At 66.5% G+C, this 22,994-nt stretch carries 23 protein-coding genes; 16 read left to right on the top strand and 7 right to left on the bottom strand.

What is annotated here, in order from left to right; all coding sequences use genetic code 11:
• The first annotated feature begins 238 nt into the window (after positions 1-238).
• Genes CH268_RS08140 through CH268_RS08125 form a run of 4 tightly spaced genes read left to right on the top strand, consistent with a single transcriptional unit; the run spans position 239 to position 3,768 of the window.
• Positions 239-1,075: a biotin--[acetyl-CoA-carboxylase] ligase gene (locus CH268_RS08140; protein ID WP_032372888.1), complete on the top strand. Its 837-nt coding sequence runs from the start codon at positions 239-241 to the stop codon at positions 1,073-1,075.
• Positions 1,076-1,122: 47 nt separating this feature from the next.
• Positions 1,123-1,722, top strand: coding sequence for a PH domain-containing protein (locus tag CH268_RS08135; protein WP_094663178.1), 600 nt, complete (start codon positions 1,123-1,125; stop codon positions 1,720-1,722).
• A 39-nt stretch (positions 1,723-1,761) separates the two neighbouring features.
• Positions 1,762-2,442: a response regulator transcription factor gene (locus tag CH268_RS08130; RefSeq protein ID WP_094663176.1), complete on the top strand. Its 681-nt coding sequence runs from the start codon at positions 1,762-1,764 to the stop codon at positions 2,440-2,442.
• 6 nt (positions 2,443-2,448) lie between these two features.
• Complete coding sequence (locus tag CH268_RS08125; protein ID WP_027496485.1) at positions 2,449-3,768, top strand: sensor histidine kinase; 1,320 nt, start codon at positions 2,449-2,451, stop codon at positions 3,766-3,768.
• 12 nt (positions 3,769-3,780) lie between these two features.
• Here CH268_RS08125 and CH268_RS08120 read toward each other — a convergent pair whose 3' ends face one another.
• The gene (locus tag CH268_RS08120; protein WP_032366285.1) at positions 3,781-4,335 is read right to left on the bottom strand and encodes a GtrA family protein; all 555 of its coding nucleotides are present in this window, start codon (positions 4,333-4,335) and stop codon (positions 3,781-3,783) included.
• Between the two features lie 167 nt (positions 4,336-4,502).
• Between CH268_RS08120 and CH268_RS08115 the strand changes: the two genes are divergently transcribed.
• Genes CH268_RS08115 through CH268_RS08105 form a run of 3 tightly spaced genes read left to right on the top strand, consistent with a single transcriptional unit; the run spans position 4,503 to position 6,647 of the window.
• Complete coding sequence (locus tag CH268_RS08115; RefSeq protein ID WP_094663174.1) at positions 4,503-5,756, top strand: 5-(carboxyamino)imidazole ribonucleotide synthase; 1,254 nt, start codon at positions 4,503-4,505, stop codon at positions 5,754-5,756.
• Positions 5,749-6,261, top strand: a complete 513-nt coding sequence (gene purE, locus CH268_RS08110) for a 5-(carboxyamino)imidazole ribonucleotide mutase (protein WP_027496487.1) — start codon at positions 5,749-5,751, stop codon at positions 6,259-6,261. The genes CH268_RS08115 and purE overlap by 8 nt, the downstream gene beginning before the upstream one ends.
• The gene (locus CH268_RS08105; RefSeq protein WP_032372702.1) at positions 6,258-6,647 is read left to right on the top strand and encodes a hypothetical protein; all 390 of its coding nucleotides are present in this window, start codon (positions 6,258-6,260) and stop codon (positions 6,645-6,647) included. The genes purE and CH268_RS08105 overlap by 4 nt, the downstream gene beginning before the upstream one ends.
• Before the next feature lie 9 nt (positions 6,648-6,656).
• Here CH268_RS08105 and CH268_RS08100 read toward each other — a convergent pair whose 3' ends face one another.
• Positions 6,657-7,367 (bottom strand): TIGR03089 family protein, encoded by a 711-nt coding sequence (locus CH268_RS08100; RefSeq protein WP_094663172.1) that lies wholly within the window; start codon positions 7,365-7,367, stop codon positions 6,657-6,659.
• 55 nt (positions 7,368-7,422) lie between these two features.
• On the bottom strand, positions 7,423-8,853 hold the full coding sequence (locus tag CH268_RS08095) for an LCP family protein (RefSeq protein ID WP_094663252.1): 1,431 nt from the start codon (positions 8,851-8,853) through the stop codon (positions 7,423-7,425).
• Positions 8,854-9,332: 479 nt separating this feature from the next.
• On the opposite strand from CH268_RS08095, the gene rfbD reads away from it, so the two are divergent.
• From rfbD to CH268_RS08075, 3 genes are read left to right on the top strand one after another with little or no spacing between them, the layout of a single operon-like run.
• Positions 9,333-10,184: a dTDP-4-dehydrorhamnose reductase gene (gene rfbD, locus CH268_RS08085; RefSeq protein ID WP_094663250.1), complete on the top strand. Its 852-nt coding sequence runs from the start codon at positions 9,333-9,335 to the stop codon at positions 10,182-10,184.
• A 38-nt stretch (positions 10,185-10,222) separates the two neighbouring features.
• Positions 10,223-11,134, top strand: a complete 912-nt coding sequence (locus CH268_RS08080) for a glycosyltransferase family 2 protein (RefSeq protein ID WP_094663170.1) — start codon at positions 10,223-10,225, stop codon at positions 11,132-11,134.
• Positions 11,124-12,218 (top strand): sugar phosphate nucleotidyltransferase, encoded by a 1,095-nt coding sequence (locus CH268_RS08075; protein WP_027496494.1) that lies wholly within the window; start codon positions 11,124-11,126, stop codon positions 12,216-12,218. The genes CH268_RS08080 and CH268_RS08075 overlap by 11 nt, the downstream gene beginning before the upstream one ends.
• Before the next feature lie 40 nt (positions 12,219-12,258).
• Here CH268_RS08075 and CH268_RS08070 read toward each other — a convergent pair whose 3' ends face one another.
• From CH268_RS08070 to cofD, 3 genes are read right to left on the bottom strand one after another with little or no spacing between them, the layout of a single operon-like run.
• A complete protein-coding gene (locus CH268_RS08070; RefSeq protein ID WP_094622376.1) occupies positions 12,259-12,807 on the bottom strand; it encodes an NUDIX hydrolase in 549 nt (182 codons plus the stop codon).
• Positions 12,808-12,813: 6 nt separating this feature from the next.
• Positions 12,814-14,166, bottom strand: a complete 1,353-nt coding sequence (locus tag CH268_RS08065) for a coenzyme F420-0:L-glutamate ligase (RefSeq protein WP_032408195.1) — start codon at positions 14,164-14,166, stop codon at positions 12,814-12,816.
• Positions 14,167-14,189: 23 nt separating this feature from the next.
• Entirely contained in the window at positions 14,190-15,179 is a 990-nt protein-coding gene (cofD, locus tag CH268_RS08060; RefSeq protein ID WP_032366289.1) for a 2-phospho-L-lactate transferase, read from the bottom strand.
• A 778-nt stretch (positions 15,180-15,957) separates the two neighbouring features.
• On the opposite strand from cofD, the gene CH268_RS08055 reads away from it, so the two are divergent.
• A complete protein-coding gene (locus CH268_RS08055) occupies positions 15,958-16,191 on the top strand; it encodes a WhiB family transcriptional regulator (RefSeq protein WP_027496498.1) in 234 nt (77 codons plus the stop codon).
• A gap of 43 nt (positions 16,192-16,234) precedes the next feature.
• Here CH268_RS08055 and CH268_RS08050 read toward each other — a convergent pair whose 3' ends face one another.
• Entirely contained in the window at positions 16,235-16,720 is a 486-nt protein-coding gene (locus tag CH268_RS08050) for a metallopeptidase family protein (protein WP_094663168.1), read from the bottom strand.
• 72 nt (positions 16,721-16,792) lie between these two features.
• On the opposite strand from CH268_RS08050, the gene CH268_RS08045 reads away from it, so the two are divergent.
• From CH268_RS08045 to CH268_RS08025, 5 genes are all read left to right on the top strand, one after another.
• The gene (locus tag CH268_RS08045) at positions 16,793-17,203 is read left to right on the top strand and encodes a DUF3499 domain-containing protein (RefSeq protein ID WP_174557261.1); all 411 of its coding nucleotides are present in this window, start codon (positions 16,793-16,795) and stop codon (positions 17,201-17,203) included.
• Between the two features lie 205 nt (positions 17,204-17,408).
• Complete coding sequence (locus tag CH268_RS08040; RefSeq protein WP_052053378.1) at positions 17,409-18,791, top strand: phosphomannomutase/phosphoglucomutase; 1,383 nt, start codon at positions 17,409-17,411, stop codon at positions 18,789-18,791.
• 71 nt (positions 18,792-18,862) lie between these two features.
• Complete coding sequence (locus tag CH268_RS08035; protein WP_094663166.1) at positions 18,863-20,005, top strand: tobH protein; 1,143 nt, start codon at positions 18,863-18,865, stop codon at positions 20,003-20,005.
• Positions 20,005-21,240, top strand: a complete 1,236-nt coding sequence (gene manA, locus CH268_RS08030; RefSeq protein WP_094663164.1) for a mannose-6-phosphate isomerase, class I — start codon at positions 20,005-20,007, stop codon at positions 21,238-21,240. Before CH268_RS08035 ends, manA begins: the two co-directional genes overlap by 1 nt.
• Positions 21,241-21,377: 137 nt before the next feature.
• Positions 21,378-22,889, top strand: a complete 1,512-nt coding sequence (locus CH268_RS08025; protein ID WP_048320229.1) for an amino acid permease — start codon at positions 21,378-21,380, stop codon at positions 22,887-22,889.
• Positions 22,890-22,994 lie beyond the last annotated feature (105 nt).

Genomic DNA, 22,994 nt, shown 5'->3' with positions numbered 1-22,994 from the left:
TGGACCCGCTCCACCGCCGCCTCACCCGACGGCATCTCCGCAGCCCCCAGACGTTTACGAAGATCGGCCAATTTACCCGCAGTGGTATGGATATCGGGTGCATCTGCCGACCCGGGTGCAGTGGAATCCTGGACGCTGGTCATGGGGCAACACTTTAACTGCGAGTGTGATCTGCGCCCCGACCGAGGGTGGTTCACGAGCCGACGTCGGTTCGTGCCGAACCCATATGCTGGTGGTCATGTGGACCAATCTGGATCGCCCACCGCTCGACGTCCGTGCACTCCGTCGAGCCTTGGTGGACGGACCGCAGGCCTCGTGGTCTCGGGTGGACGTGGTGACCGAGACCGGTTCGACCAATGCCGACCTCGTCGCTGCGGCGGCAGATCGGGCGGACCGGACGGCCTTGATCGCCGAACATCAGGGGAGTGGGCGGGGCAGGCATTCGCGTCCGTTCTCCGGTGCTCCGCGATCGCAGATATTGCTGTCGATGCTGCTGAAGTTCCCGGGGATCGACCCGGCGGTGCTGGGTTGGCTGCCGCTGATGACCGGCGTGGCTCTGGTCGATGCGCTGCGTACCGTGGCCGAGGTCGATGCGCGGTTGAAGTGGCCGAACGACGTTCTGATCGGCGGTAGGAAGGTCTCGGGCATTCTGGCCGAAGTAGCCGCCCACGGACCGAGTCCGACCGTGGTCATCGGCCTGGGAGTGAACGTCTCGATGACCGAGGCCGAGCTCCCGGTGCCCACGGCGACGTCACTCGCGCTCGAACAGGCCGCGGTGCTCGATCGAGACACCCTGGTGCGTGCGATCCTGCGCGGGGTGGCCGCCGAGGTGGATTCGTGGCGGGATGCGCACTGGGATACCGAGGCGCTGGCGCACCGATACAGAGATCGGTGCGGCACCATCGGACAGCGAGTGCGTGTCGACCTCCCCGGCGGCGAGCACGAAGTGGGAACCGCTGTCGATGTGGACGAACACGGCCGGATTGTGATCGAGGTCGAACGTGCCGGCTCCGCATCGCCCTCGGTTCTCGCGGTGGCCGCCGGCGACGTCACTCATCTCCGACCTGTCTCGTGAGACCATCTTCACCCGGGCAGATCCGGCGCGAATAGTCAGGAGTGCACGTGGGTTACCCACAGGATGCGTTGGCCGACGAGGAAGAGCTACTGCTTCACCGTCACCCGCATTGGAAGATGTTGATCCTGCCGTCGATCACGTTCGTGCTCGCCACGGGTCTCGCCGGCGTCGCCCTCGGTGTCGCAGGTGCCCGACTCGAATCCACGGCCGCCGATGTGGCCACGATCGCCGCGCTGGTGGTGTGGGCAGCGATCGTCGGGTGGCGATGCCTGGTTCCGCTCGTGAGCTGGAAGTGCACTCACTTCATCGTCACCGATCGTCGGGTCCTCGTTCGGCAGGGTGTGCTCACGCATTCCGGAATCGACATCCCCATGAGCCGCATCAGCAACGTGCAATTTCGACACGGGCTGCTGGACAGGATGCTCGGTACCGGCACCCTGATCATCGCGTCGGCGTCGGACGACCCACTCGAGTTCGACGACATTCCGCAGGTGCAACGCGTCCATTCGTTGCTCTACCAGCAAGTATTCGACTCCATGGACTTTCGTCGCGAGTCCGTTCACGATCGGGACCGAGCATTCGAGCCGATGGCCGACGATAGACCGGCCGAGTCCAAGCCCGGTTGGCGCGCGGGGAAACGCAGGTAACACAGGCTGTTCTCACATTCGAACCGTAGGGTTGCCGACGTGACCGATGTTCTGCTTGCCGAAGACGACGAAGCTATCGCCGCACCCCTCTCCCGTGCCCTCGGGCGCGAGGGCTACACCGTGACCGTCGAACAGACCGGGCCGGCCACGCTACAGCGTGCTCTCGACGGCAAGTTCGACTTGCTGATCCTGGACCTGGGGCTGCCCGGAATGGACGGCCTCGAAGTGTGCCGTCAGGTCCGCGCCAACCGGTCCGAGGTGGCCGTGTTGATGCTCACCGCGCGCACGGACGAGGTCGACTTCGTCGTCGGCCTCGACGCCGGTGCCGACGACTATGTGGGCAAGCCGTTCCGGCTCGCCGAGCTGATGGCTCGGGTTCGAGCGCTCCTGCGTCGACGCGGTGCCGGCGAGGACGCTCCGATCGAGGTCGGTGCCATTCGCCTCGAACCGGCCGCCCGACGGGTGCTCGTCGGAGGTACCGAGATCTCGCTGGCCAACAAGGAATACGAGTTGCTCAAGGTGCTGCTCGATCACGCCGGTCAGGTGGTCTCGCGGGAGGTGATCCTGCGCGAGGTGTGGGGCGACGCGGAGTTGCGCGGATCCAAGACACTCGACATGCACATGTCCTGGTTGCGCCGCAAGATCGGCGACGAAGGACCGGTGGCGGAGCGTCGCATCGCGACCGTTCGCGGTGTCGGATTCCGCATCAACAGCGACTAGTCGTCGATGCGGCGTCGAATCCTGGTCTCCATTCTCGCTGTCGTCATCATGACGGCCCTGCTGCTCGGGCTGCCGCTGATGTACACGGCCTGGCTGTGGGTCGAGGACTTCACTCGAAACGATCTGCAGGCGCGCCTCGACCGAATGGCCGCGGAGATCATCTCGCAAGAGGGGTCGGCCGGCCTGATCGAGGGTCAACTCGACATCGGTTCGCTGCGTCTGGCGATTCCGCAGGGTGGCCGCCTCGTCGTCATCTATCCGACGCCGGAGGATGCCGCGTCCCGTGCCGACATCGGCCAGGCATCCGTCCCCCGGCCACTCGTCGAATCGTTGTCGATGGGGACCTCGGGATCACTGCGACTCGAAGTACCGTCCGACGACATGCGTTCACTGCAGCGGCAGGCTCTCGGCGCGGTGACTCTGGTGGTCTTGGCGTCCGCGCTGGCAGGAACCGTGGTGGCTGTGCTCACCGCCAAGCGACTTGCCGATCCGTTGCAGGACGTCGCGCGGCGGGCGGCCCGACTGGCCGAGGGCGACTTTCGGCCGGACCCGCGTCGGCACGGCATTGCCGAGCTGGACCGGGTGTCGGAGGTTCTCGACTCGGCCACCGTCGAGATCGCCGGGCGGCTGCAGCGCGAACACACGTTGGTTGCCGACGTCTCGCATCAACTTCGTAGCCGCCTGACCGCCGTTCGACTGCGGTTGGACGAGATCTCCACCCATCCGGACCCCGCGGTGGTCGACGAGGCGAACGAGGCGATGGATCAGGTCGATCGGTTGACCCTGGCCATCGACGAACTCGTCCGCTCCTCCCGCAGCGACGGCGCCGCCGATGCGCACGAGGTATCGGTCATCGAGGAACTGACCGGCACGGTGGTCGAATGGCAGCGAAATTTCGACGATGCAGGTCGGAGTCTGGTGCTCAAGGGCGACGCCGACCTCCAGGCGTCGGTGACCGGCTCGCGTCTGCGCGAGGCCGTGTCGGTACTGGTCGACAACTCTCTGGTGCACGGCGACGGTGCCTGCACGGTTGCAGTGCGCGCCGTGTCCGCCGCCGAGGGGACCGACCGGCGGCGAGAGAAACTGGTCTGTGTCGAGGTGTCCGACGAGGGTCCAGGGGTGAGCAACGAACTGGCACCCCACATCTTCGACCGCGGATTCTCCGGAGCCGGTTCGACCGGAGTCGGTCTCGCGCTGGCCCGGGCCCTGATCGAGGCCGACGGCGGACGGTTGGAACTACAGCGCAGACGGCCGGCACTGTTCTCGGTGTTCCTGCCCGCTCGGCGCGAATCGTCGCCCGCGCTCTCGCGGCGCGAACCACGCTGACCGAACTGGGGGTCAGTCGAGCGCGTTCGATGCGTCGGTCGGATCCCCGTTGCGCTCGGCGTCCACTTCCAGGATGGTGCGCGCGTTGTCCTCGGGAAAAGCGAAGCGACGCAGCGCCCAGAAGCGGAACGCCATCTGGAGCAGGTTGCCGATGATGTAGTTCAGCACGAAGTCGATGACGACCACCATCGTCAGCGACTCGTTGGTGTCGCGGATGTCGAAGATGTTGTTCGCGATCCACAGCGGCCCGGCGGCGATGAGCACTCCAATGCCGCTGATGGCGAAGAAGAGAAGCGCTTCGTGGTGGCGTTCGCGCCCGCCGCGGTGCTTGAAGGCCCACTCACGGTTGAGGAAATAGCTGAGCAGGGTGGCGAGTACGCCCGAGATGATCTTCGCGATCACCGGCTTCTGCTCGAGCACCGTCAGGCTCAGCGAGTAGAAGATGACGAGGTCGAACACCATCGTCGTACCGCCCACGATGGCGAACTTGATCAACTCGCTGTGCCGGATCGCAAGGTCCCTGATGGGCTTGGGTAAGCGCTGAAGCACGCTGTCGATCGTCGGCACAACGGTGAAGTCTACGAAACGAACGCCCGATCCGGCGAACCGACGCTCTGTTCATCAGCGTTTCCACAGTCTTGACGACAGTGTTTCCACGTTCTTCGCGACAACGACGACCGCCGTGCGACTGCCGGTTCGGCCCGAACCGGCAGGACATGACACCATGGTGAGCCGTGACAGGTACCGAACCGCGCCCCACCGCTGCGCGCCCGTCGTCGACCGGAATGCCCGTCGTGACGATGATCGGCGGAGGTCAGCTGGCCCGCATGACCCATCAGTCGGCCATCGAACTCGGCCAAACGCTGCGCGTGCTCGCCGCGGGCGCAGACGAGCCGGCGGCTCAGGTGAGCCCCGACGTCGTGTTCGGGCTGCACGACGACCTCGATGCGCTGCGCACGGCCGCGACCGGATCCAACGCCCTGACCTTCGACCACGAGCACGTGCCGACCGAGCACCTCGAGACCCTGGTCGCCGAGGGCGTCAACGTCCAGCCGCCACCGAGCGCGCTGATCTTCGCGCAGGACAAACTGCGCATGCGTCGAAAGCTCGAAGAGCTGGGGGCACCCGGACCGGCGTACGCGGAGGTGTCGTGGGCGCAGGACGCCATTGCGTTCGGTGACGAACACGGGTGGCCGGTCGTCCTCAAGGCGGTCCGGGGCGGCTACGACGGCCGCGGTGTCTGGATGCCCGCCGACGCCGAGGAAGCCGAAGAGATCGTCACTGCCCAGCTCGACCTCGGTGTGTCGCTCATGGTCGAGGAGAAGGTCGCCATGCGCCGCGAGTTGTCGGCGATGGTCGCGCGATCGCCGTTCGGTCAGGGTGCTGCGTGGCCCGTCGTACAGACCGTGCAACGACACGGACAATGCGCGGTGGTTCTGGCCCCGGCTCCCGACCTGGACGAGGACGTCGCCACGTACGCCGGTCGGCTGGCGCTCGATATCGCGGGCGCCCTCGGCGTCGTCGGAGACCTCGCGGTCGAGCTGTTCGAGACCACCTCGGGCAAGCTTCTGGTGAACGAGCTGGCCATGCGGCCGCACAACTCCGGTCACTGGACCATGGACGGCTGCCGCACCTCGCAGTTCGAGCAGCATCTGCGTGCAGTGCTCGACTACCCGCTGGGTGACACCGATCCACTGGCACCGTTGACGGTGATGGCGAACATCCTGGGTGCACCCGAAGCGCCGGAGATGACGATGGACGAACGCCTGCATCACCTGTTCGCCCGCATGCCCGACGCCAAGGTGCACCTGTATGGCAAAACCGAGCGGAAAGACCGCAAGATCGGCCACGTGAACATTCTGGGCGCGAGGTCCGGATCGCTCGGCGACCCGGCCTACGTGGCGGCCGTACGTGAACGAGCCGAACGTGCAGCGCATTGGATGTCGCACGCCGAATGGACCGACGGATGGGACCCGCATCATGACTGACGAATCCGGTACCGCCGTCGTAGGCCTGATCATGGGCAGCGATTCCGACTGGCCGACGATGGAGGCCGCTGCAGAAGCCTTGGCCGAGTTCGGTATTCGGTTCGAGGTCGGTGTCGTCTCGGCCCACCGAACCCCGCAGCGGATGCTCGACTATGCCCGCGAGGCCGCCGGTCGTGGCATCAAGGTGATCATCGCCGGTGCCGGGGGAGCGGCGCACCTGCCCGGCATGGTGGCGTCGGCGACGCCATTGCCGGTCATCGGGGTGCCGGTACCGCTGAAGTACCTCGACGGTATGGATTCGCTGCTCTCGATAGTGCAGATGCCCGCCGGCGTTCCCGTGGCCACGGTGTCCATCGGCGGTGCCCGCAACGCGGGGCTGCTCGCCGTTCGGATCCTGGGAGCGTCCGATCCTGTTCTGCAGCAGCGGATGTCGGCCTTCCAGGCCTCTCTCGAGGCCATGGTGCTGGACAAGGACGCGGCACTGCGAACCACGCTGCTGGGATGAGTGCCGCGGCGTCGCGGCGCGAGCAGATTCGACGAGCCGGCCGCGGCAAGTGGCAGTCGGTGTCGGTGACCCGGCTGGCACTGCGCTACGCGCAGCTGTGGGGCGGAACGGCGCGTTTCGACGACGAGTTCTCGATCTTCGTGTGTTCCGGCCTGCGCGGCGGATTCGGCCGCGGCGGAACCACTTTCGGTGGGGCCTACCTGACGGCGAACAACACCGCCCGTCGGGTGCTGCGGCACGAGGCGATTCACGCCGACCAGTGGGCGAGGTTCGGGCTGACCTTTCCGTTCCGCTACCTCGTCGAGGAAGCGCGTCACCGCGGCAGCGCCAATCGGTTCGAGATCGAAGCGGGACTCGCGGACGGCGGCTACCGCCCGACCGGATGAGGAGACAAGTCAGTCGAGGGTCGTCGTGACCTTTTCGGTGTCGATGCGTCGTTCCTTCTTACTCTCGTCGGAGTTGGCCACCTGTACCAACGACGCTCCGGCCGCGAGCACCGAGAGCAGTCCGTCGATCAACTCGTCGGCGTTGGTCCAGGATGCACTGGACAACACTCGATCCGCGGCCGAGAGAGAACGGGCCTCGGCGCGTTCTCTCGCTGCGGCGAGGACGTCGTCCACCGAGCGGCCGTCCAATGCCGCGGCCCCGGATCCGGTTGCCCTGAATTGGTCACCGTGTACGCGAACCGAGGTGGCGTAGTCGGTCATCCCGAGGGGCAGATCGGGGACTGCCTTGCCGAAGGCATCGAGCGAGAGCGCCAGAACTTCGTCGACGTCGGGCGCGTCCTCGAGGCGGTCGCCGTGCACCAGCGCGAGATCCGCGCAGTCGTCTGCACCGAGCACCACCTCGCCGCCGGTCCACCAGATTCCCAGAAGTACGGCAGCGGTCTGCCAGTGCGCCGGCAACAGCACGCACACGCGCGCGCCCTGATCGAGTGCGAACTCGTCACGGAGCAGGTTGGCAGTCTTGGCCGCCCAGTTGGCCAGTGTCACGGCGGACACCTCGACCCGCTCGCCGGTGGCATCGTCGTAGTACGTGATGCGGGGACCGGCCGGGTCTGCCGCCAGGATCGGCTCGAGCAGGGTTTGAGTCAGGTTCGAAGCCACACCACGACCCTAGTCGACGCCGACCCGCCCCGATTTCCGCGCTGCGTTCGTACTGTCAGTTCACGCACATGGGGCCGGTGGAACCCGCGTCGATCGGTGCCGCAGGTTCCTCGGGGACTGCTGTACCCGCTTCGGGTGCCACGGTTTCGGCCGTCGCGGCCTGACCCGAGCCGGGGCCGGCGTAGTCATCGGCGAGCACGACCCGTACGGCATCGGCCGGCATGGTGTCGTCGGCGGTGATCTGCAGGCCACCGAGTGCGGCCGACACGGCGCGAGCGGCGTCGCTGTCCACGTCGGCGGTCTGGATGCGGCTCGTGGAGATGGACGAGCCCTCGTAGTTGCCGATGGTGCCACCGACGTACCCGAGCGCCGTCAACGATCCGGCCACACCGTTGGCCAAGCCTTCGATACCGCTGTCGTTCGCGACGTCCACCGTCACCGTCGACGGATCGACGGTCGGGGCATCCGAATTCTCGGCGTTGGTCTCGGCGGAGTTCCCGTCCTCGAGTAGTCCGGCGACGTATTTCTTCACTGCTTCCGGGTCGACCTGCACGATGGATTCGCCGTAGTCGGTCGTCGCATTGATGTCGACCGCGGGAATGGTCTCGAACTTGACCTTGCCACCGGCGAGATCCTGCAGGCGAGTGGCGAACTGCAGGATGTCCCAGTCCGAATCGAGGGTGACCGACCGCTGCACCGCGGTACTGAGCTGACCGAGCTTGCTCGGATTGCTCAACGTCTTGGCGCTGAGCACACTGCGTACGAGGGAGGCCATGAAGACTTGCTGGCGCACGATCCGGTCCAGGTCACCGCGGGGCAGATCGTGTCGTTGCCGGACGAAACTCAGCGCCTGCGAACCGGACAGGTTCTGCTCACCGGCGGCGAAGTTCGCACCCGACAGCGGCTCCTGCACCGGATTGTTCAGGCATACCGCTACTCCGCCGACGGCGTCGGTCAGCAGAACGAAACCGAGCAGGCCGACCTCTGCGTAGTGATCGACCGTGATACCGGTCAGGTTGGCGACGGAATCGATCAGCGCTTCGCGTCCGGCCTCGGTGGCCTGCGGTTCGGCGTCGGCATCGGAGACTCCCTGCTCGACCAGTTCGAGCCGTTTGTTCTCCTTGGTCGCTCCGTACGCGGCGTTGATCTTGGACATTCCGATCCCGGGCACCTCGACGTACGAGTCGCGCGGGATGGAGATGGCAGTGGCCGACGAGCCGTCGTTCGGGACACGGATCAACACGATCGTGTCCGTGTTCGACGCAACTTCCTCGCCTGCGTTGAGCGAGGCCAGTTCTTCCGGTGAGAGCGCGTTGCCGTGGGCGTCGGTGCGGCTGTCGGTGCCGACCATCAGGATGTCGACGGCACCGTCCGCTGCGCCGCCCAGACCGAGGCCGCCCGCAGTGGCGATGTTCGACCGCAGACTGTCCACGCTGTGCCATGCGAAGCCGGTCACCAGCAGGACGAGTACCGACAACACGGCCACCGCAACGTGGGTTGCCGGCCAGCGACCGCCTGCGCCCGGTCGGCGGGGTGCCTCGCCTGCGTCCGGGCGTCGTTCGTCGCCTCGGGGCCCGCGCTGCGGTCGTCGTGTGCGGCCGGCCGTGGTTCGTCGTTCGTCGCCGGCCGCGCCGCCTCGGCGATGCACGCCCGGTTCGCCGTCTGCGGAGGGACGTACAGGTCGATCCTGGGAGTCGCGCCCGCGGGATGCACGAGGGTCGGTGTCACGGTCGCGTCGCTCGCCGCGCAGGCCGTCGCCGTCGGCTCGCCGCGAGGTGCGCCGGTGTGGTGGGGGCGTGCGCTCACCTCCGTGCGTGCCTGAATCTCGTGGCACCTTCGACCCTTTCCTCGTTTCCGGCAGGCATGGACACCTACCGACAGACGTTCACTCCCCCCGACTCGAAGGTTACTGGCGATCGGCCGCGCTCTCGCCGAACCGACCGCGGCGTGCCACACTTGGCAACCGTGAATGCGATCGTGGTGACCGGTGCACACGGCCAGTTGGGCCGAAGGGTGGTCTCGCTCGCCGCCGAGCGTTATTCCGACGTCGAGGTGCACGGCTATTCGTCCGCCGACCTGGACATCACCGACCCCGATGCCGTCGACGCCGTGGTGACTGCGGGTGCGACCGTCGTCAACTGCGCCGCGTACACCGCCGTCGATGCCGCCGAAACCGACGAGTCCAGGGCGATGGCCGTCAATGCCGACGGTCCTCGAAATCTCGCGCGGGCGTGCGGGCGTGTCGGTGCCCGACTGATTCACATTTCCACCGACTATGTGTTCGACGGCACAGCGACCGAGCCGTACGACGTCGACGCGGCGACCGCGCCGAAGTCCGTGTACGGACGCACCAAGTTGGCCGGGGAAACGGCGGTACGTGAGGAACTTCCCGAGGCCGTCATCGTGCGCACCGCATGGGTCTACGACAACACCGGCAAGAACTTCGTCACCACGATGCGAAGACTCGAAGGCGAGCGGGAGACCGTCTCGGTGGTCGACGACCAGATCGGATCGCCCACCTTCGCCCTCGACCTGGCCGCCGGTCTGCTCGAGATCGAAGCCAACGCGACGGTGACCGGCCGGACCCTTCACTTCACCAACGCCGGGCAGGCGAGCTGGTACGACCTCGCCCGGGCAGTGTTCTCGGGAATTGGTGCCGACCCCGACCGGGTGCGACCGTGTTCGAGCGCAGAGTACGTCGTCCCGGCACCTCGGCCCGCATACTCGGTGCTGTCACCGAATGCGTGGTCCGCAGCCGGGCTCGGTGCGCCCCGCCCCTGGTCCGAGGCTCTGACGGCGGCTCTTGCTCGGTCGTGATGCGGGATCGATGCTCGCCTCGGGCTAGTCTTGCCCGCGTGAGTTCCGACCTGGCCGTGGTGACGGTGACCTATTCCCCCGGCGAATACCTCGAGCAATTTCTGACGTCTCTTCGCGAGGCCACGACTCGGCCCGTGCGAGTCATCATGGCCGACAACGGGTCGGTCGACGGCACTCCGGAAGCTGCCGAGGCGGCGTTCGCGGAAGCAGAATTGCTGCGTACCGGCGCCAACATCGGCTACGGCGCTGCCGTCAATCGGGCGATCGCCGCGGTCGACCCCGAGGTCGAATTCGTCGTGGTCGCCAATCCGGATGTCAGGTGGCACCCCGGGTCCCTTGACGGATTGCTCGACGCCGCGGCGCGATGGCCGCGCGCAGGTTCGCTGGGCCCACTCATTCGTGAGCCGGACGGGTCGCGATACCCGTCCGCGCGATCGGTGCCCGATCTGACGTCCGGGGCCGGCCACGCAATTCTGGGCAAGCTCTGGCCGGCCAATCCGTGGACTCGGCGATACCGCCAGGAGAACGAGACGGTGTCCGAGCGGCCGGTGGGATGGCTGTCGGGATCATGCCTGTTGCTTCGCCGCGCGGCGTTCGACTCCATCGACGGGTTCGATTCGCGCTACTTCATGTACATGGAGGACGTGGACCTCGGCGACCGGCTCGGTAGGGCGGGTTGGCAGAACGTCTACGTACCCGAGGTCGAGGTCACGCACTCGAAAGGCCATGCGGCAGGACGGCATCCGGAAGTGATGCTGCCCGCACACCACACCAGCGCCTACCGATTCCAGGCCGACAGACACGACCGGGTGTGGCAGGCTCCACTACGATGGGCGCTGCGCGCGGGTCTCGGTCTTCGCTCGAAGGTCGTTGTGACTTCGGCGCTTCGGGCCCGAGCTCGTGAAGAACGACCGTCGGACGAGAGAACAGAGGCTGGACATGTCGGATAGTTCCCCATCGGTCGCCGCACGGACGGATGCAGTGATCTTGGTCGGCGGCAAGGGAACTCGACTGCGCCCGTTGACTCTGTCGGCACCGAAGCCGATGCTCCCGACTGCAGGACTCCCGTTTCTCACACACCTGCTGGCCAGGATCAAGGCTGCGGGCATCGAACACGTGGTTCTCGGAACGTCGTTCAAAGCCGAAGTGTTCGAGCAACATTTCGGCGACGGGTCGGCGTTGGGCATCGAACTCGAGTACGTGTTCGAGACCGAGCCCATGGGCACCGGCGGCGGAATCAGAAACGTGTTGCCGCGACTGCGGGCGGACAACGTCATGGTGTTCAACGGTGACGTGTTGGGTGGTACCGATCTGACGGCAGTGCTCGATACGCACCGCACGACCGACGCGGACGTGACGTTGCATCTCGTTCGGGTCGGCGATCCCCGAGCGTTCGGTTGTGTCCCGACCGACGAGAACGGCCGAGTCACCGCGTTTCTGGAGAAGACCCAGGATCCGCCGACCGACCAGATCAACGCCGGTTGCTACGTGTTCAAGCGTGAGATCATCGAGTCCATCGCAGCCGACCGGCCGGTGTCGGTGGAGCGAGAGGTGTTCCCCGCCTTGCTCGCCGAGAACAAGAAGGTCTACGGGCACGTCGACAGTGCGTACTGGCGCGACATGGGTACGCCGGAGGATTTCGTCAAGGGATCGGCCGACCTCGTTCGTGGGATTGCGCCGTCGCCCGCACTGCACGGAGATCGCGGTGAGTCCCTGGTTCACCCCGGAGCGGGTGTCGCGCCGGGCGCACTGCTGATCGGTGGAACCGTCGTCGGACGTGGTGCCGAGATCGGCGCAGGCGCTCGTCTCGACGGCGCGGTGGTGTTCGACGGTGCGATCGTCGAAGCGGGGGCCGTGGTCGAACGGTCCATCCTGGGCTTCGGAGCCCGCATCGGACCGCGGGCACTCGTGCGTGACGCCGTCATCGGTGACGGTGCCGATATCGGAGCTCGGTGCGAGTTGCTGCGTGGGGCACGGGTATGGCCCGGAGTGAAGCTGCCCGACGGGGGAGTGCGCTTCTCCACCGACGTCTGATCGTCGTCCCGAGGGGCTGAGCGGGGCCGAGCCGGGCCGATCAGCGATGCGCGGCGAGCGCGACGAGATGGTCGATGGTCTCGCGCTCGGCCGAGTCGGGTAGTTCGTCCACCGGCCACCAACGCAGGTCCGTCGATTCCTCGCTGCGCACGGCGCGCGCGCCGTCCGGGGCGCGCACCAGGAACCGCAGGTCCAGGTGCCGGGTCGGCTTACCCAGCGAGCACGTGATCGGGTGAGTGTGCGCCGAGAGCAACTCGGGATCGATCGACAGATCGGTAATTCCGGATTCTTCGGTCGCCTCGCGCAGCGCCGCGGCGACGACCGTCTCGTCCTCGGGTTCGCAGTGACCGCCCAGCTGAATCCACCGGCCCACCCGGGGATGCAGGGTCAACAGAACGTGCCGTCCCGACGCGTCGAGTACCAGCGACGACGCCGTGATGTGGCCGGCCTCGTTGGCACGAAGACACGCGTCGGGATTGCTGTGCAGAAAGGCGATCACGGTGTGCCGAAGGGATTCGTCCCTGGAGTCGGTCGGTGCCCATCGGTCGAGTGTCTCGGCCGCGGACTGCCACAGTGAGGAAGCGGACATCGTCGGTCAGAGCTCCACCAGCGAAGACCCGGGCGCGGCCGGATCTCGCACCGTCAGCGGTTCGCTGGGGTGCCCGATTGCGATGGCCCCCAATGCTTTCCAGTCCGCACGCAAGCCGAGCTCGGCGCGGACGGTATCGGCGGCGAAGATCGTCGAACCGATCCAGCAGCTCCCGAGATCGCGAACGGCCAGGGCGACGAGCAAACCCTGAACGGCGGCACCGACCGCCACGGTGAACATGGTGTCCTCCGCTGCGCGACGCCTCTCGTCGGGATAGGTGTGCGCCCCGTCCGGCACACAGAACGGAATCACGATTTCCGGCGCATCGAACAGAATGTCACCGCGGCTCAGCCTCGCGGCGATGCGGTCCTCGGTCAGCCCGTCGCCGGCCAGATCGGCTCGCCACTGCTCGCGCATGGTCTCGAGCAGTCGTCGACGCACCGCGGGCGTTCTGATCCAGACGAATCTGACGGGGTGGGTGTGGTGCGGGGCGGGGGCGGTGAGGGCGTCCGCGACGGCGTCACGAATCGAGTCCGGGTCGACTGCATCCGGGGAGAACGATCGAACCGACCGCCGGCGGAGCAGGGCCTCGCGTCGACCACGTTCGAGTGCCTCGGCGGTTCCCAGCCAGAACAGGTCGTCCTCGCCGCCGCGCAGCAGGGTGGCGGCGGTGGAGCCGTCGTCGACCGGTGACAGGCCGCGGACGACGGCTATCGGAACGCCACCCAGCTTGCCCTTCACGAGATCGCCTGCCGCAGCGAGCTCGTCGGCGATCGCGACTTCGGTGACGATCAGTTCGTTGCCCTGGCCGTCTTCTGCCCCGGCGTATCGATGGACGACCGCCAGGCCGGCAGACCCGATCGCGGCATCGGTCTGACCGATGCGCCAGGCCCGGCCCATCGTGTCGGTGATCACGACAGCCACGGTGACTCCGGCCGACTCGTGCAGTGCTCGCCGAAGAGCCGCCGCGCTGGCGTCGGGATTCTCCGGGAGCAGCGCCAGTTCGCTGCCGTCGACGTTGGACCCGTCGATACCCGACGCGGCTTGCACGATGCCGAGGCGGTTCTCGGTGATGAGTGTCCGGCCTTTTCGGGCGACGACGCGAACGGCCTCCTGATCGACGAGGACCCGGCGGGCTGCGTCCCGCTCCTCGGGGTCCTGCGGTGCGGGCACCAGACGTCCCTCGACCTTGGAGACGATCTTGCTGGTGACCACGAGGACGTCTCCGTCGCGCAGCCAGGGCGCTCGGTCGACGATCGCTGCGGCGAGATCGTCGCCCGGACGAAACTCGGGAAGTCCCGTGACCGGCAGGATTTCGATCGATCCGCCCGGTGCGTGGTCACCGGGAGCCTCCGGCATAGATGCCACGTCGCGTGGGGCGGTCACAGTTCGAGTCCGGCTGCGCGCAGGGCGGTGCGGGCCATCACCGCTGTGGTCTCCGGGTCGGTCATCAGCAACGGAATCGACTGCACGTCGACTCCGTCGACCACCGCCGAGTCGGTGCTGTGCACCAGCCAGGCGTCGAGAATGCCGGTGCCGCTTCGGCTTCCGTAGAGGCGGCCGACGGCCTCGGCCGTCGTCTCGACGCCGATGACCGAGAGGCACTCGTCTGCCATGCCGCGCAACGGTTTACCGTCCACCACCGGGGACAGGCCGACGACCTTGGCGGCGGTGGTGCGCAGTGCGCCGCGGATGCCGGGTACGGCAAGAATTGCGCCGACACTGACCACCGGGTTGGACGGGGCCAGGATCACCGCGTCGGCCTCGGCGATCGCTTCGGCGACTCCCGGTGCGGCAGTGGCCTGTTCGGCACCGATATGAGCGAAACTGTGCGTGGGAATCTGCGCGCGGTAGCGAACCCACCACTCCTGGAAGTGGATTGCACGTTGCTGCTCGCCGCTGGGGTCGTCGGGGTCGGTGACCACGACGTGTGTTTCCGAGCGGTCGTCGGTGACCGGCAGCAATCGGACCCCGGGCTGCCATCGGTTGCACAGTGCCTCGGTGACGGCCGACAGCGGAAATCCGGTGCGCAGCATGCGACTGCGGATCAAGTGCGTGGCGATGTCCCTGTCGCCGAGGCCGAACCAGTCGGGATCTGCTCCGTAGGCGGCCAACTCGTCGCGGGCGTTCCATGTCTCCGCGACCCGGCCCCAGCCTCGCTCGGTGTCGATTCCGTTTCCGAGGGTGTACATGCACGTGTCGAGATCCGGGCAGATGCGAAGGCCGTGCATCCAGACGTCGTCGCCGACGTTGACCACCGCCGTGATCTCGTTCTCGGGTTCGTCGCCGAGAAGGGAGTCGCCGAACAGGGATTTGAGCCCCTGGAGGAACCGTGCGCCACCGACGCCACCGACCAGAACAGTAACTTTCACAACATGCGAGCCTAGTGCGGTTGCCGCCCGCCCGGGTGAGCGCCCACCCGGACCGTCCGCGGGGCCGGGATCCGAGCCCGAGAACCGCCGCGACACGCACGGGACGCGCTCCGATTCGGGGAGACAGCCGATTTCGGGCATGGGATGGTATTGGATTTGTGCGATCGGCTTGACCGCGACACACCTGTACGTGTCTAATCACAGGTATGTCATTCAGCGTTCGCGGCACGTGTTCGACTGCAGCGAACCTGGTTTCGAACACTCGTTCCCTTCCTGTTCGTCCCTGAGTGGACGTGGAGTAGAGGTCGAGAGTTGGACGGGTGGAGAGCCGGCTCGGACGTACCAGCTCGATCGAATACCGGCGCGGGGCAAGGTATTCGAGATTACGAGGACCGAAAGTATCTGCGCTACCACAGGTGAGGAGGCGGAAGCGATGTATGACCAGCACGTGACACGTGATCAGCGGGGCGGACCCACTGCACACCTCAGCGCTGTCGACGACGCGCCGCAAACCGAGTCCGATTCCGGCGTGGATTCGAGCGTCTCCGTCGACGCCGGTTCTGCGTACGTGACCCCGTCGAACGATGCAGTCGACGGTGAACTCTCGAGTGACGCCGTGCAAATCGATCAGGACATCGACAGCCCCGATGTCGACAGCCCGGATGTCGACGACATCGATAACGACGACTCGGACAACGACGCCGATTCGATGCCGTTCGTGGCCGAATCGGTTCCACCCGCGAAGCCGTTCCTCAGTCTCGTGGCGGGTTTCGACGAGATGTTCGAGGAGATCGAGGATCAGTGGCAGGAGCGCGCCCTGTGCGCTCAGACCGATCCCGAAGCCTTCTTTCCCGAAAAGGGCGGCTCCACCCGCGAAGCGAAGCGAATCTGCCTCGGCTGCGAGGTCAAGGACGAATGCCTCGAGTACGCTCTCGCCAACGACGAGCGATTCGGAATCTGGGGCGGACTGTCCGAGCGTGAGCGTCGTCGGCTCAAGCGCGGGATCGGCTGAGCCGAGCGCTCTCAGGGGGATCCACCCACGAGCCGACGCTGCATCACGGCTCGGCGCTGGCGGGGTCCACCTCGTCGGGATCGATCCCCAAATACGTCGCTACCTGCTCGACCAGGACCTCGAACAGTAGGTCCTCCAAATCTTCCGGGTGCTTGGCGCGCCGCTCGAGCGGACGCCGGAACAGCACCACACGGGCGCGTGTCGTCTCTCCGCGCTTGTCGATCCCTGCGGGGACCAGTCGCGACAGGGGTACCGGTCCTTCTGCGACCACCTCGGGCGGCCAGGTGACCGATTCCGGGTCCAACGCCCTGATCTTGGGCACGTCGTCGACGGCGATGTCGAGCTTCGAGAGCTTGTCGTGCCACCGGTGGTCGATGCGCGCGAACGCGTCGAGTACCAGCCGGTCGAACTTCTCTGCACGTGATCGCCGGGCAGGTAGGTCCTCGGGCAGCACCGGTCCGCGGATGCCGCGGCCGTGCCGCGCAACGGACCGCGACGTGATCCTGCGCGCGGAAAAGAACTGAGGCATGGGGGCAGGTTATCGCGGCTGTCCGGTGTGTCGGTCGTTCGGTCGGTTGCACGTACCGGATACTCTGCACTCGTGAGATCACTGCGTGGCTGCTGCAGGCCTGGTTGCAACCGTTCTGCCGTTGCGACGCTCACATATGTCTACTCCGACTCCACTGCGGTCGTCGGTCCGCTGGCCACCGTGGACGAGCCGCACTCCTGGGACCTGTGCGAGGTCCATGCCTCGACGACCACGGCACCCAAGGGCTGGGAGCTCGTGCGGTACGAGGGTGGTTACTCGACATCGACCCCCGACGAGGACGATCTGACCGCGCTGGCCGAGGCCGTACGCGAAGCCGGTCGGGGAGACCGGACGCGCTCCGAGGATCGAGACAGCGGTGACCGGTCGCCGGCTCGCCACCAGGACACCGAGCGACGGGCCACGCCTGCCGTCCGAACCGGCCGACGCGGACACCTCAGAGTTCTACCCGATCCCACGTCCTAGACCCCCTGCGCAGAACGCCGCGGCGGGGCGAGGCGCTGCGTCGACCCGAATGAACGACGGGTCGACTGGCCCGCCCACCGGGCGTCTGGCAAGGTTTGCACCAGTACCGAAACGGACAAGCCGGTCTGCCGAGCTTCGGTGTTGATCGCCCCGTACCCAACGCTGGATGTCCGACGCCGGACGACCGACAATCAGGAGAATCTTCGTGGCCCGAACCGCAGAGTCCGTCAACGCCGTCATCAAGGCCTACGACGTCCGTGGCGTCGTAGGTGAGCAGATCGACGAGGCGTTCGTCCGAGACGTGGGTGCATCGTTCGCCCGGTTGGTACGCGACGAGGAGGGCGCGGCGCGGACTGTCGTCGTCGGACACGACATGCGCGACTCCTCGCCGGGCCTGTCCCGCGCTTTCGCGGACGGCGTCACCGCGCAGGGGCTCGACGTCGTGCACATCGGTCTCGCCTCGACCGATCAGCTCTACTTCGCGTCGGGCCTGCTCGAATGCCCCGGTGCCATGTTCACCGCAAGCCACAATCCGGCGAAGTACAACGGAATCAAGCTCTGCCGCGCCGGTGCCAAGCCGGTGGGGCAGGACACCGGGCTGGCCACGATCAAGTCGGAACTGATCGACGGCGTGCCGGACTTCGACGGCCCGGCCGGTACGGCAACGTCGCGAGACGTGTTGACCGACTACGCCGGGTTCGTTCGCGACCTGGTCGATCTTTCCGGCATCGGATCCATGAAGATCGCCGTCGACGCGGGTAACGGCATGGGCGGGCACACGGTCCCCGCGGTGTTCGCTCCGCTCCCGGTGACGATCGAACCGTTGTTCTTCGAACTCGACGGCAGCTTCCCCAATCACGAGGCCAACCCACTGGATCCGGCGAACCTGGTGGATCTGCAGCGCTTCGTCGTCGAGACCGGTGCCGACATCGGGCTCGCGTTCGACGGAGACGCCGACCGGTGCTTCGTCGTCGACGAGAAGGGCGATCCGGTCTCGCCGTCGGCCGTGACCTGCTTGGTGGCAGAACGCGAGCTGGCCAAGGAGCCCGGTGCGTCGATCATTCACAATCTCATCACCTCGCGTGCGGTGCCGGAGCTGGTCACCGAGCTCGGCGGCAAGCCTGTCCGCACCCGAGTGGGGCACTCCTTCATCAAGCAGCAGATGGCCGATACCGGTGCGATCTTCGGCGGAGAACATTCCGCGCACTACTACTTCCGCGATTTCTGGGGTGCCGATTCCGGCATGCTCGCCGCGCTGCACGTTCTCGCTGCCCTCGGTGCCCAGGATCGACCGCTCTCGGAGATGATGGCCTCGTACGAGACGTACAGCGCGTCGGGTGAGATCAATTCGACGGTCGACGACGCAGCCGAGCGCACCCAGGCCGTGCTCGACGCGTTCGCCGATCGGACCACCGGAATCGACCGTCTCGACGGCGTGACCGTCGACCTCGAGGGTGGTGCATGGTTCAACTTGCGTGCGTCCAACACCGAGCCTCTGTTGAGACTCAATGTCGAGGCGCGCACCCGCACCGAGGTCGACGCGTTGTCGACCGAGATATTAAGCATCGTTCGCTCCGGACTGGAATAGTGGTTACCTAGAGTTCACAAGTGGGTATGCAGGCATTTCGAGTCGGTGACGTAAGGGAAGGTGCCGAGGTCATGAGGGCAGTGACGTCTCTGGTCGATCTCGACGACGCCGGCGCGATCGTGGCCGCCGATCGGGAGGGCGCGCTCCGCAGCGCCGCGCTCGCGGGTGCTCAAGTACGCGCCGTCGCCACTGCGGTCGAAGAGTCGGTGCTGGCGCGCCTGGCCGACCTGCGACCTCGCAGCGTGGTGATCGTGACCGGCGACGGCCGCAGCAGCCGTGCGGCGTCTCTGCTTGTCGCTGCTCTCGGAAACCATTTGGGCGTTCCCCTGGTTCGTAGTACCGGAACTCCGCCGTGGATCGGGCCACTGGATGTCGTCGTGGTGGCCGGCGACGATGCAGGCGATCCGCGCTTGGCCGAATCGGTCGACGCGGCAGCGCGGCGCGGCGCGGAGGTCGTCGTCGTGGCACCGGAAGAGGGTCCCTTACGTGCCGTGCGCGGTGCCAGGGTCATGTGGTTGCCGCCGCGCATAGCGGTGCGTGACCACAATGCGCTGATGCGCTACCTTGCGGCGTTCGTGGCCGTCCTCGGCGCGGTTGCCGGTGGTTCATGGAAGGCGCTGCTGCCCAACCTTTCTCGGCTCGCAGATCTGCTCGATGCCGAGGCTGTGCGCAACAGCCCGTCCAACGAGGTGTTCCACAACCCGGCCAAAGCGCTTGCCAGTGGGTTCAGCGGCAAACGTGTGGTGCTGAGCGGTGCCGGGCCGGCTGCCGTCGAGGTGGCGCGGCACGGTAGCGAGGTGTTGCTGCGGGTGGCCGGTCTGATCGTGGCTGCGGGTGAGCTCGGCGATGTCATCGCTGCGTCCATCCGTGCGTCCATGGTCGAGTCATCGGGGCCGGTCGGCACCTTCGACTCGATCTTCCACGACGAGGAGCTCGACGGACCGGCTCCCGAACAGCCGATGCGGGTATTCGTCCTGGCGTCCGAATCCGATCGCGCGCTGACCGAACGACGCATTGCCGGTGTTCCGAATTCCGAACTGGTACTGACCGAGTCCGGTGAGGCGACGTCCGGCGGGGAGTTCGTGAGTTCGGGTTTCGAGACCCGCGCGGCGTCGCCCGATCCGGTTACACTCTCGATGCTCGACACGATGTCGGTGTTGGCAACGCGGTTGGACACCACTGCCGCGTACTTGTCGTTGATGGGCGGTAGCTAGTGCAACTCCTGCGAGGCGCAGTCCGGTCCTACGCTTGGGGTTCGCGCACTGCTCTGGCTCGTATCCAGGGCAGGCCGGTACCGTCCGATCATCCCGAGGCGGAGATCTGGCTGGGTGCACACCCGGCCGATTCTGCGCACGTGGTTCACGAGGGTGGCAGCACTCCGTTGCTCACCCTCATCGACGGGGATCCGGAAACACAGTTGGGCGGCTCTGCAGAGGACTTCTCGTCGCGGCTGCCGTACTTGCTGAAATTGCTTGCCGCAGAAGAACCTCTGTCGTTGCAGGCACATCCGAGCAGCGCGCAGGCGCGTGAGGGCTTCGCGCGTGAGAACGCCGCAGGTGTTGCGATCGATTCCCCGGTGCGCAATTACCGGGACGCCAATCACAAGCCCGAGCTGATCGTGGCACTCACCGAATTCGAAGCACTGGCAGGGTTTCGGCAACCTGCCGAGACAGTCGAGTTTCTCGATGCGTTGGCCGTGCCGTCCCTCGGGGGGTATCGCACGTTGCTCGCCGCTCAGCCCGACGCGTCGGGCCTCCGGACGGTGTTCACCTCGTGGATCACGTTGCCCGGGCAGTCCCTCGACGACCTGTTGCCTGCGGTCGCCCAGGGCTGCATCGATTATCTGTCGGGGCCTGCCCGCGCCGACGGCGGTCGATTCGCCGCCGAGGCACGGACGTTGCTCGAGCTGGGGGAGTCGTATCCCGGTGATGCCGGAGTACTGGCGGCCTTACTGCTCAATCGGGTCACCCTGACTCCCGGCCAGGGCCTGTACCTGGATGCGGGCAATCTCCATGCGTACCTGCGCGGAACCGGTGTGGAGATCATGGCCAACTCCGACAACGTTCTGCGTGGAGGGTTGACGCCCAAGCACGTCGACGTGCCGGAGTTGTTGCGCGTGCTGGACTTCGAGCCCGCCGACATCTCTCCGATCACGCCGGGTGAGAACGATCGGCCCACCTACCGATACCCGACGCCGGCCCCGGAATTCGTCCTCAGCCGGACGGCGGTCGGTTCGGGGGAGACCGTCGAGATCCCTGGAACCGGTCCGCGAATTCTGTTGTGCACCAGCGGTTCGGTGCTGGCAACGACCGGTGACACACACGCGGGGCTCACCGTGCCCCAAGGTAGTTCGGCGTGGATTCCCGCTGCCGACCGATCCGTCACCGTCACCGCGGACTCCGACGGTGCCGAAGTGTTCGTGGCGGCGGTCGGATCATTGCAGTCGTAAGGCGCGGCAAGTCGAGTGGCCGAAGTGTCCGACACGGGTGCCCGCTACCAATAAGGTGATGTCACAGTGAATTCTGGGACGGGTGGGTCCGATCGGATCGGCCGTCTGCAGAAGCGACGTGGCGATACGGAGGTCCGATGACCAAGGCAGACCGGCCCAGGAAGCCCCCGCGTACGACGGGGTGGTTCCGGACCAAGTCGATCGAACAATCGATCAAGGACACCGACGAACCGGACACCAAGTTGCGCAAGGAGCTCGGTTCGTGGGATCTGACCGTGTTCGGTGTCGCGGTGGCGGTCGGAGCCGGCATTTTCACGCTGACGGCGAGGACTGCCGGAAACGTTGCCGGACCGGCTGTTTCGGTGGCGTTCGTGTTGGCGGCCATCGCCTGCGGGCTCGCTGCCCTCTGTTACGCCGAGTTCGCCTCCACGGTTCCGGTCGCCGGTAGTGCCTACACGTTCTCCTACGCCGCATTCGGTGAGTTCATCGCCTGGATCATCGGCTGGGATCTGATCCTGGAATTCGGACTCGCCGCGGCGGTGGTGGCGAAGGCCTGGTCGCTCTATCTGGGAGACCTGCTCGGCACGTCGGCCCCGGTACTGCAGATCGGTTCGCTGAATTTCGACTGGGGCGCACTGCTCATCGTGGTGGTGTTGACGGTTCTCATCGCCTCGGGAACCAAGTTGTCCTCGCGCGTGTCGTTGGTGATCACAGCCATCAAGGTGATCGTCGTGCTGTTCGTCGTCGTGCTCGGTGCGTTCTACATCAAGGTCGCCAACTACGACCCGTACATTCCGCCGTCCGAGCCCGCGTCCACGGGTGAGGGGCTTCATCAGTCCCTGTTCTCCTTCGTCACCGGTGCGGGCGGTAGCACCTTCGGTTGGTACGGACTGCTGGCGGCGGCGTCGCTGGTGTTCTTCGCGTTCATCGGCTTCGACGTGGTCGCGACCACGGCCGAGGAGACGAAGGAGCCGCAGAAGGCATTGCCGCGCGGCATCCTCGGATCTTTGGCCATCGTGACCGTGCTCTACGTGGCGGTGACCCTGGTGCTGACCGGGATGGTCAAGTACACGGATCTGGCCGGCGACAGTGCCACGCTGGCAACGGCGTTCGAGCTGAACGGGCTGACGTGGGCCAAGAACATCATTTCGTTCGGCGCACTGGCCGGTCTGACGACGGTGGTCATGGTTCTCATGCTGGGGCAGACTCGCGTCCTGTTCGCCATGTCGCGAGACGGCCTGGTGCCGCGCGGTCTGGCCCACACCGGAAAGAAGGGCACGCCGGTTCGGACGACGATCCTGGTCGGTGTGGTGGTCGGACTGCTCGCCGCGTTCGTCCCTCTCGGCACGCTCGAGGAGATGGTCAACATCGGAACGCTGTTCGCCTTCGTTCTGGTGTCGGCCGGTGTCCTCGTCCTCCGCAGGACGCGGCCCGATCTCGAGCGCGGGTTCCGCGTGCCCTGGGTTCCGCTGGTTCCGATCCTGGCAGTGGCCGCGTGCCTGTGGCTGATGCTCAACCTGTCGGTCGAGACGTGGTTGCGGTTCCTGGTGTGGATGGCAGCGGGTGTCGTCATCTACGTGCTGTACGGCCGCCGTCATTCGGTGATGGGTCTGCGCGAGGCGAAGAAAGTCGAGTCGCGACCCGAGTGAGACGCGGCCGAGTCGTCTTGCGAGGCCGGCCCCGACCGTCGATCGTGCGGGCGGGGCCGGTTTTCTCGGATCCGACGTGTCCGGGGTATCCGTCACACCCCTCGG

Origin of the sequence: Rhodococcus sp. 06-1460-1B (assembly GCF_002258475.1) — a bacterium.
In the GTDB taxonomy this organism is placed as follows: domain Bacteria; phylum Actinomycetota; class Actinomycetes; order Mycobacteriales; family Mycobacteriaceae; genus Rhodococcoides; species Rhodococcoides fascians.
The sequence above is the reverse complement of the archived record's forward strand: the minus strand, read 5'-3'. Positions and strand labels throughout refer to the sequence as shown.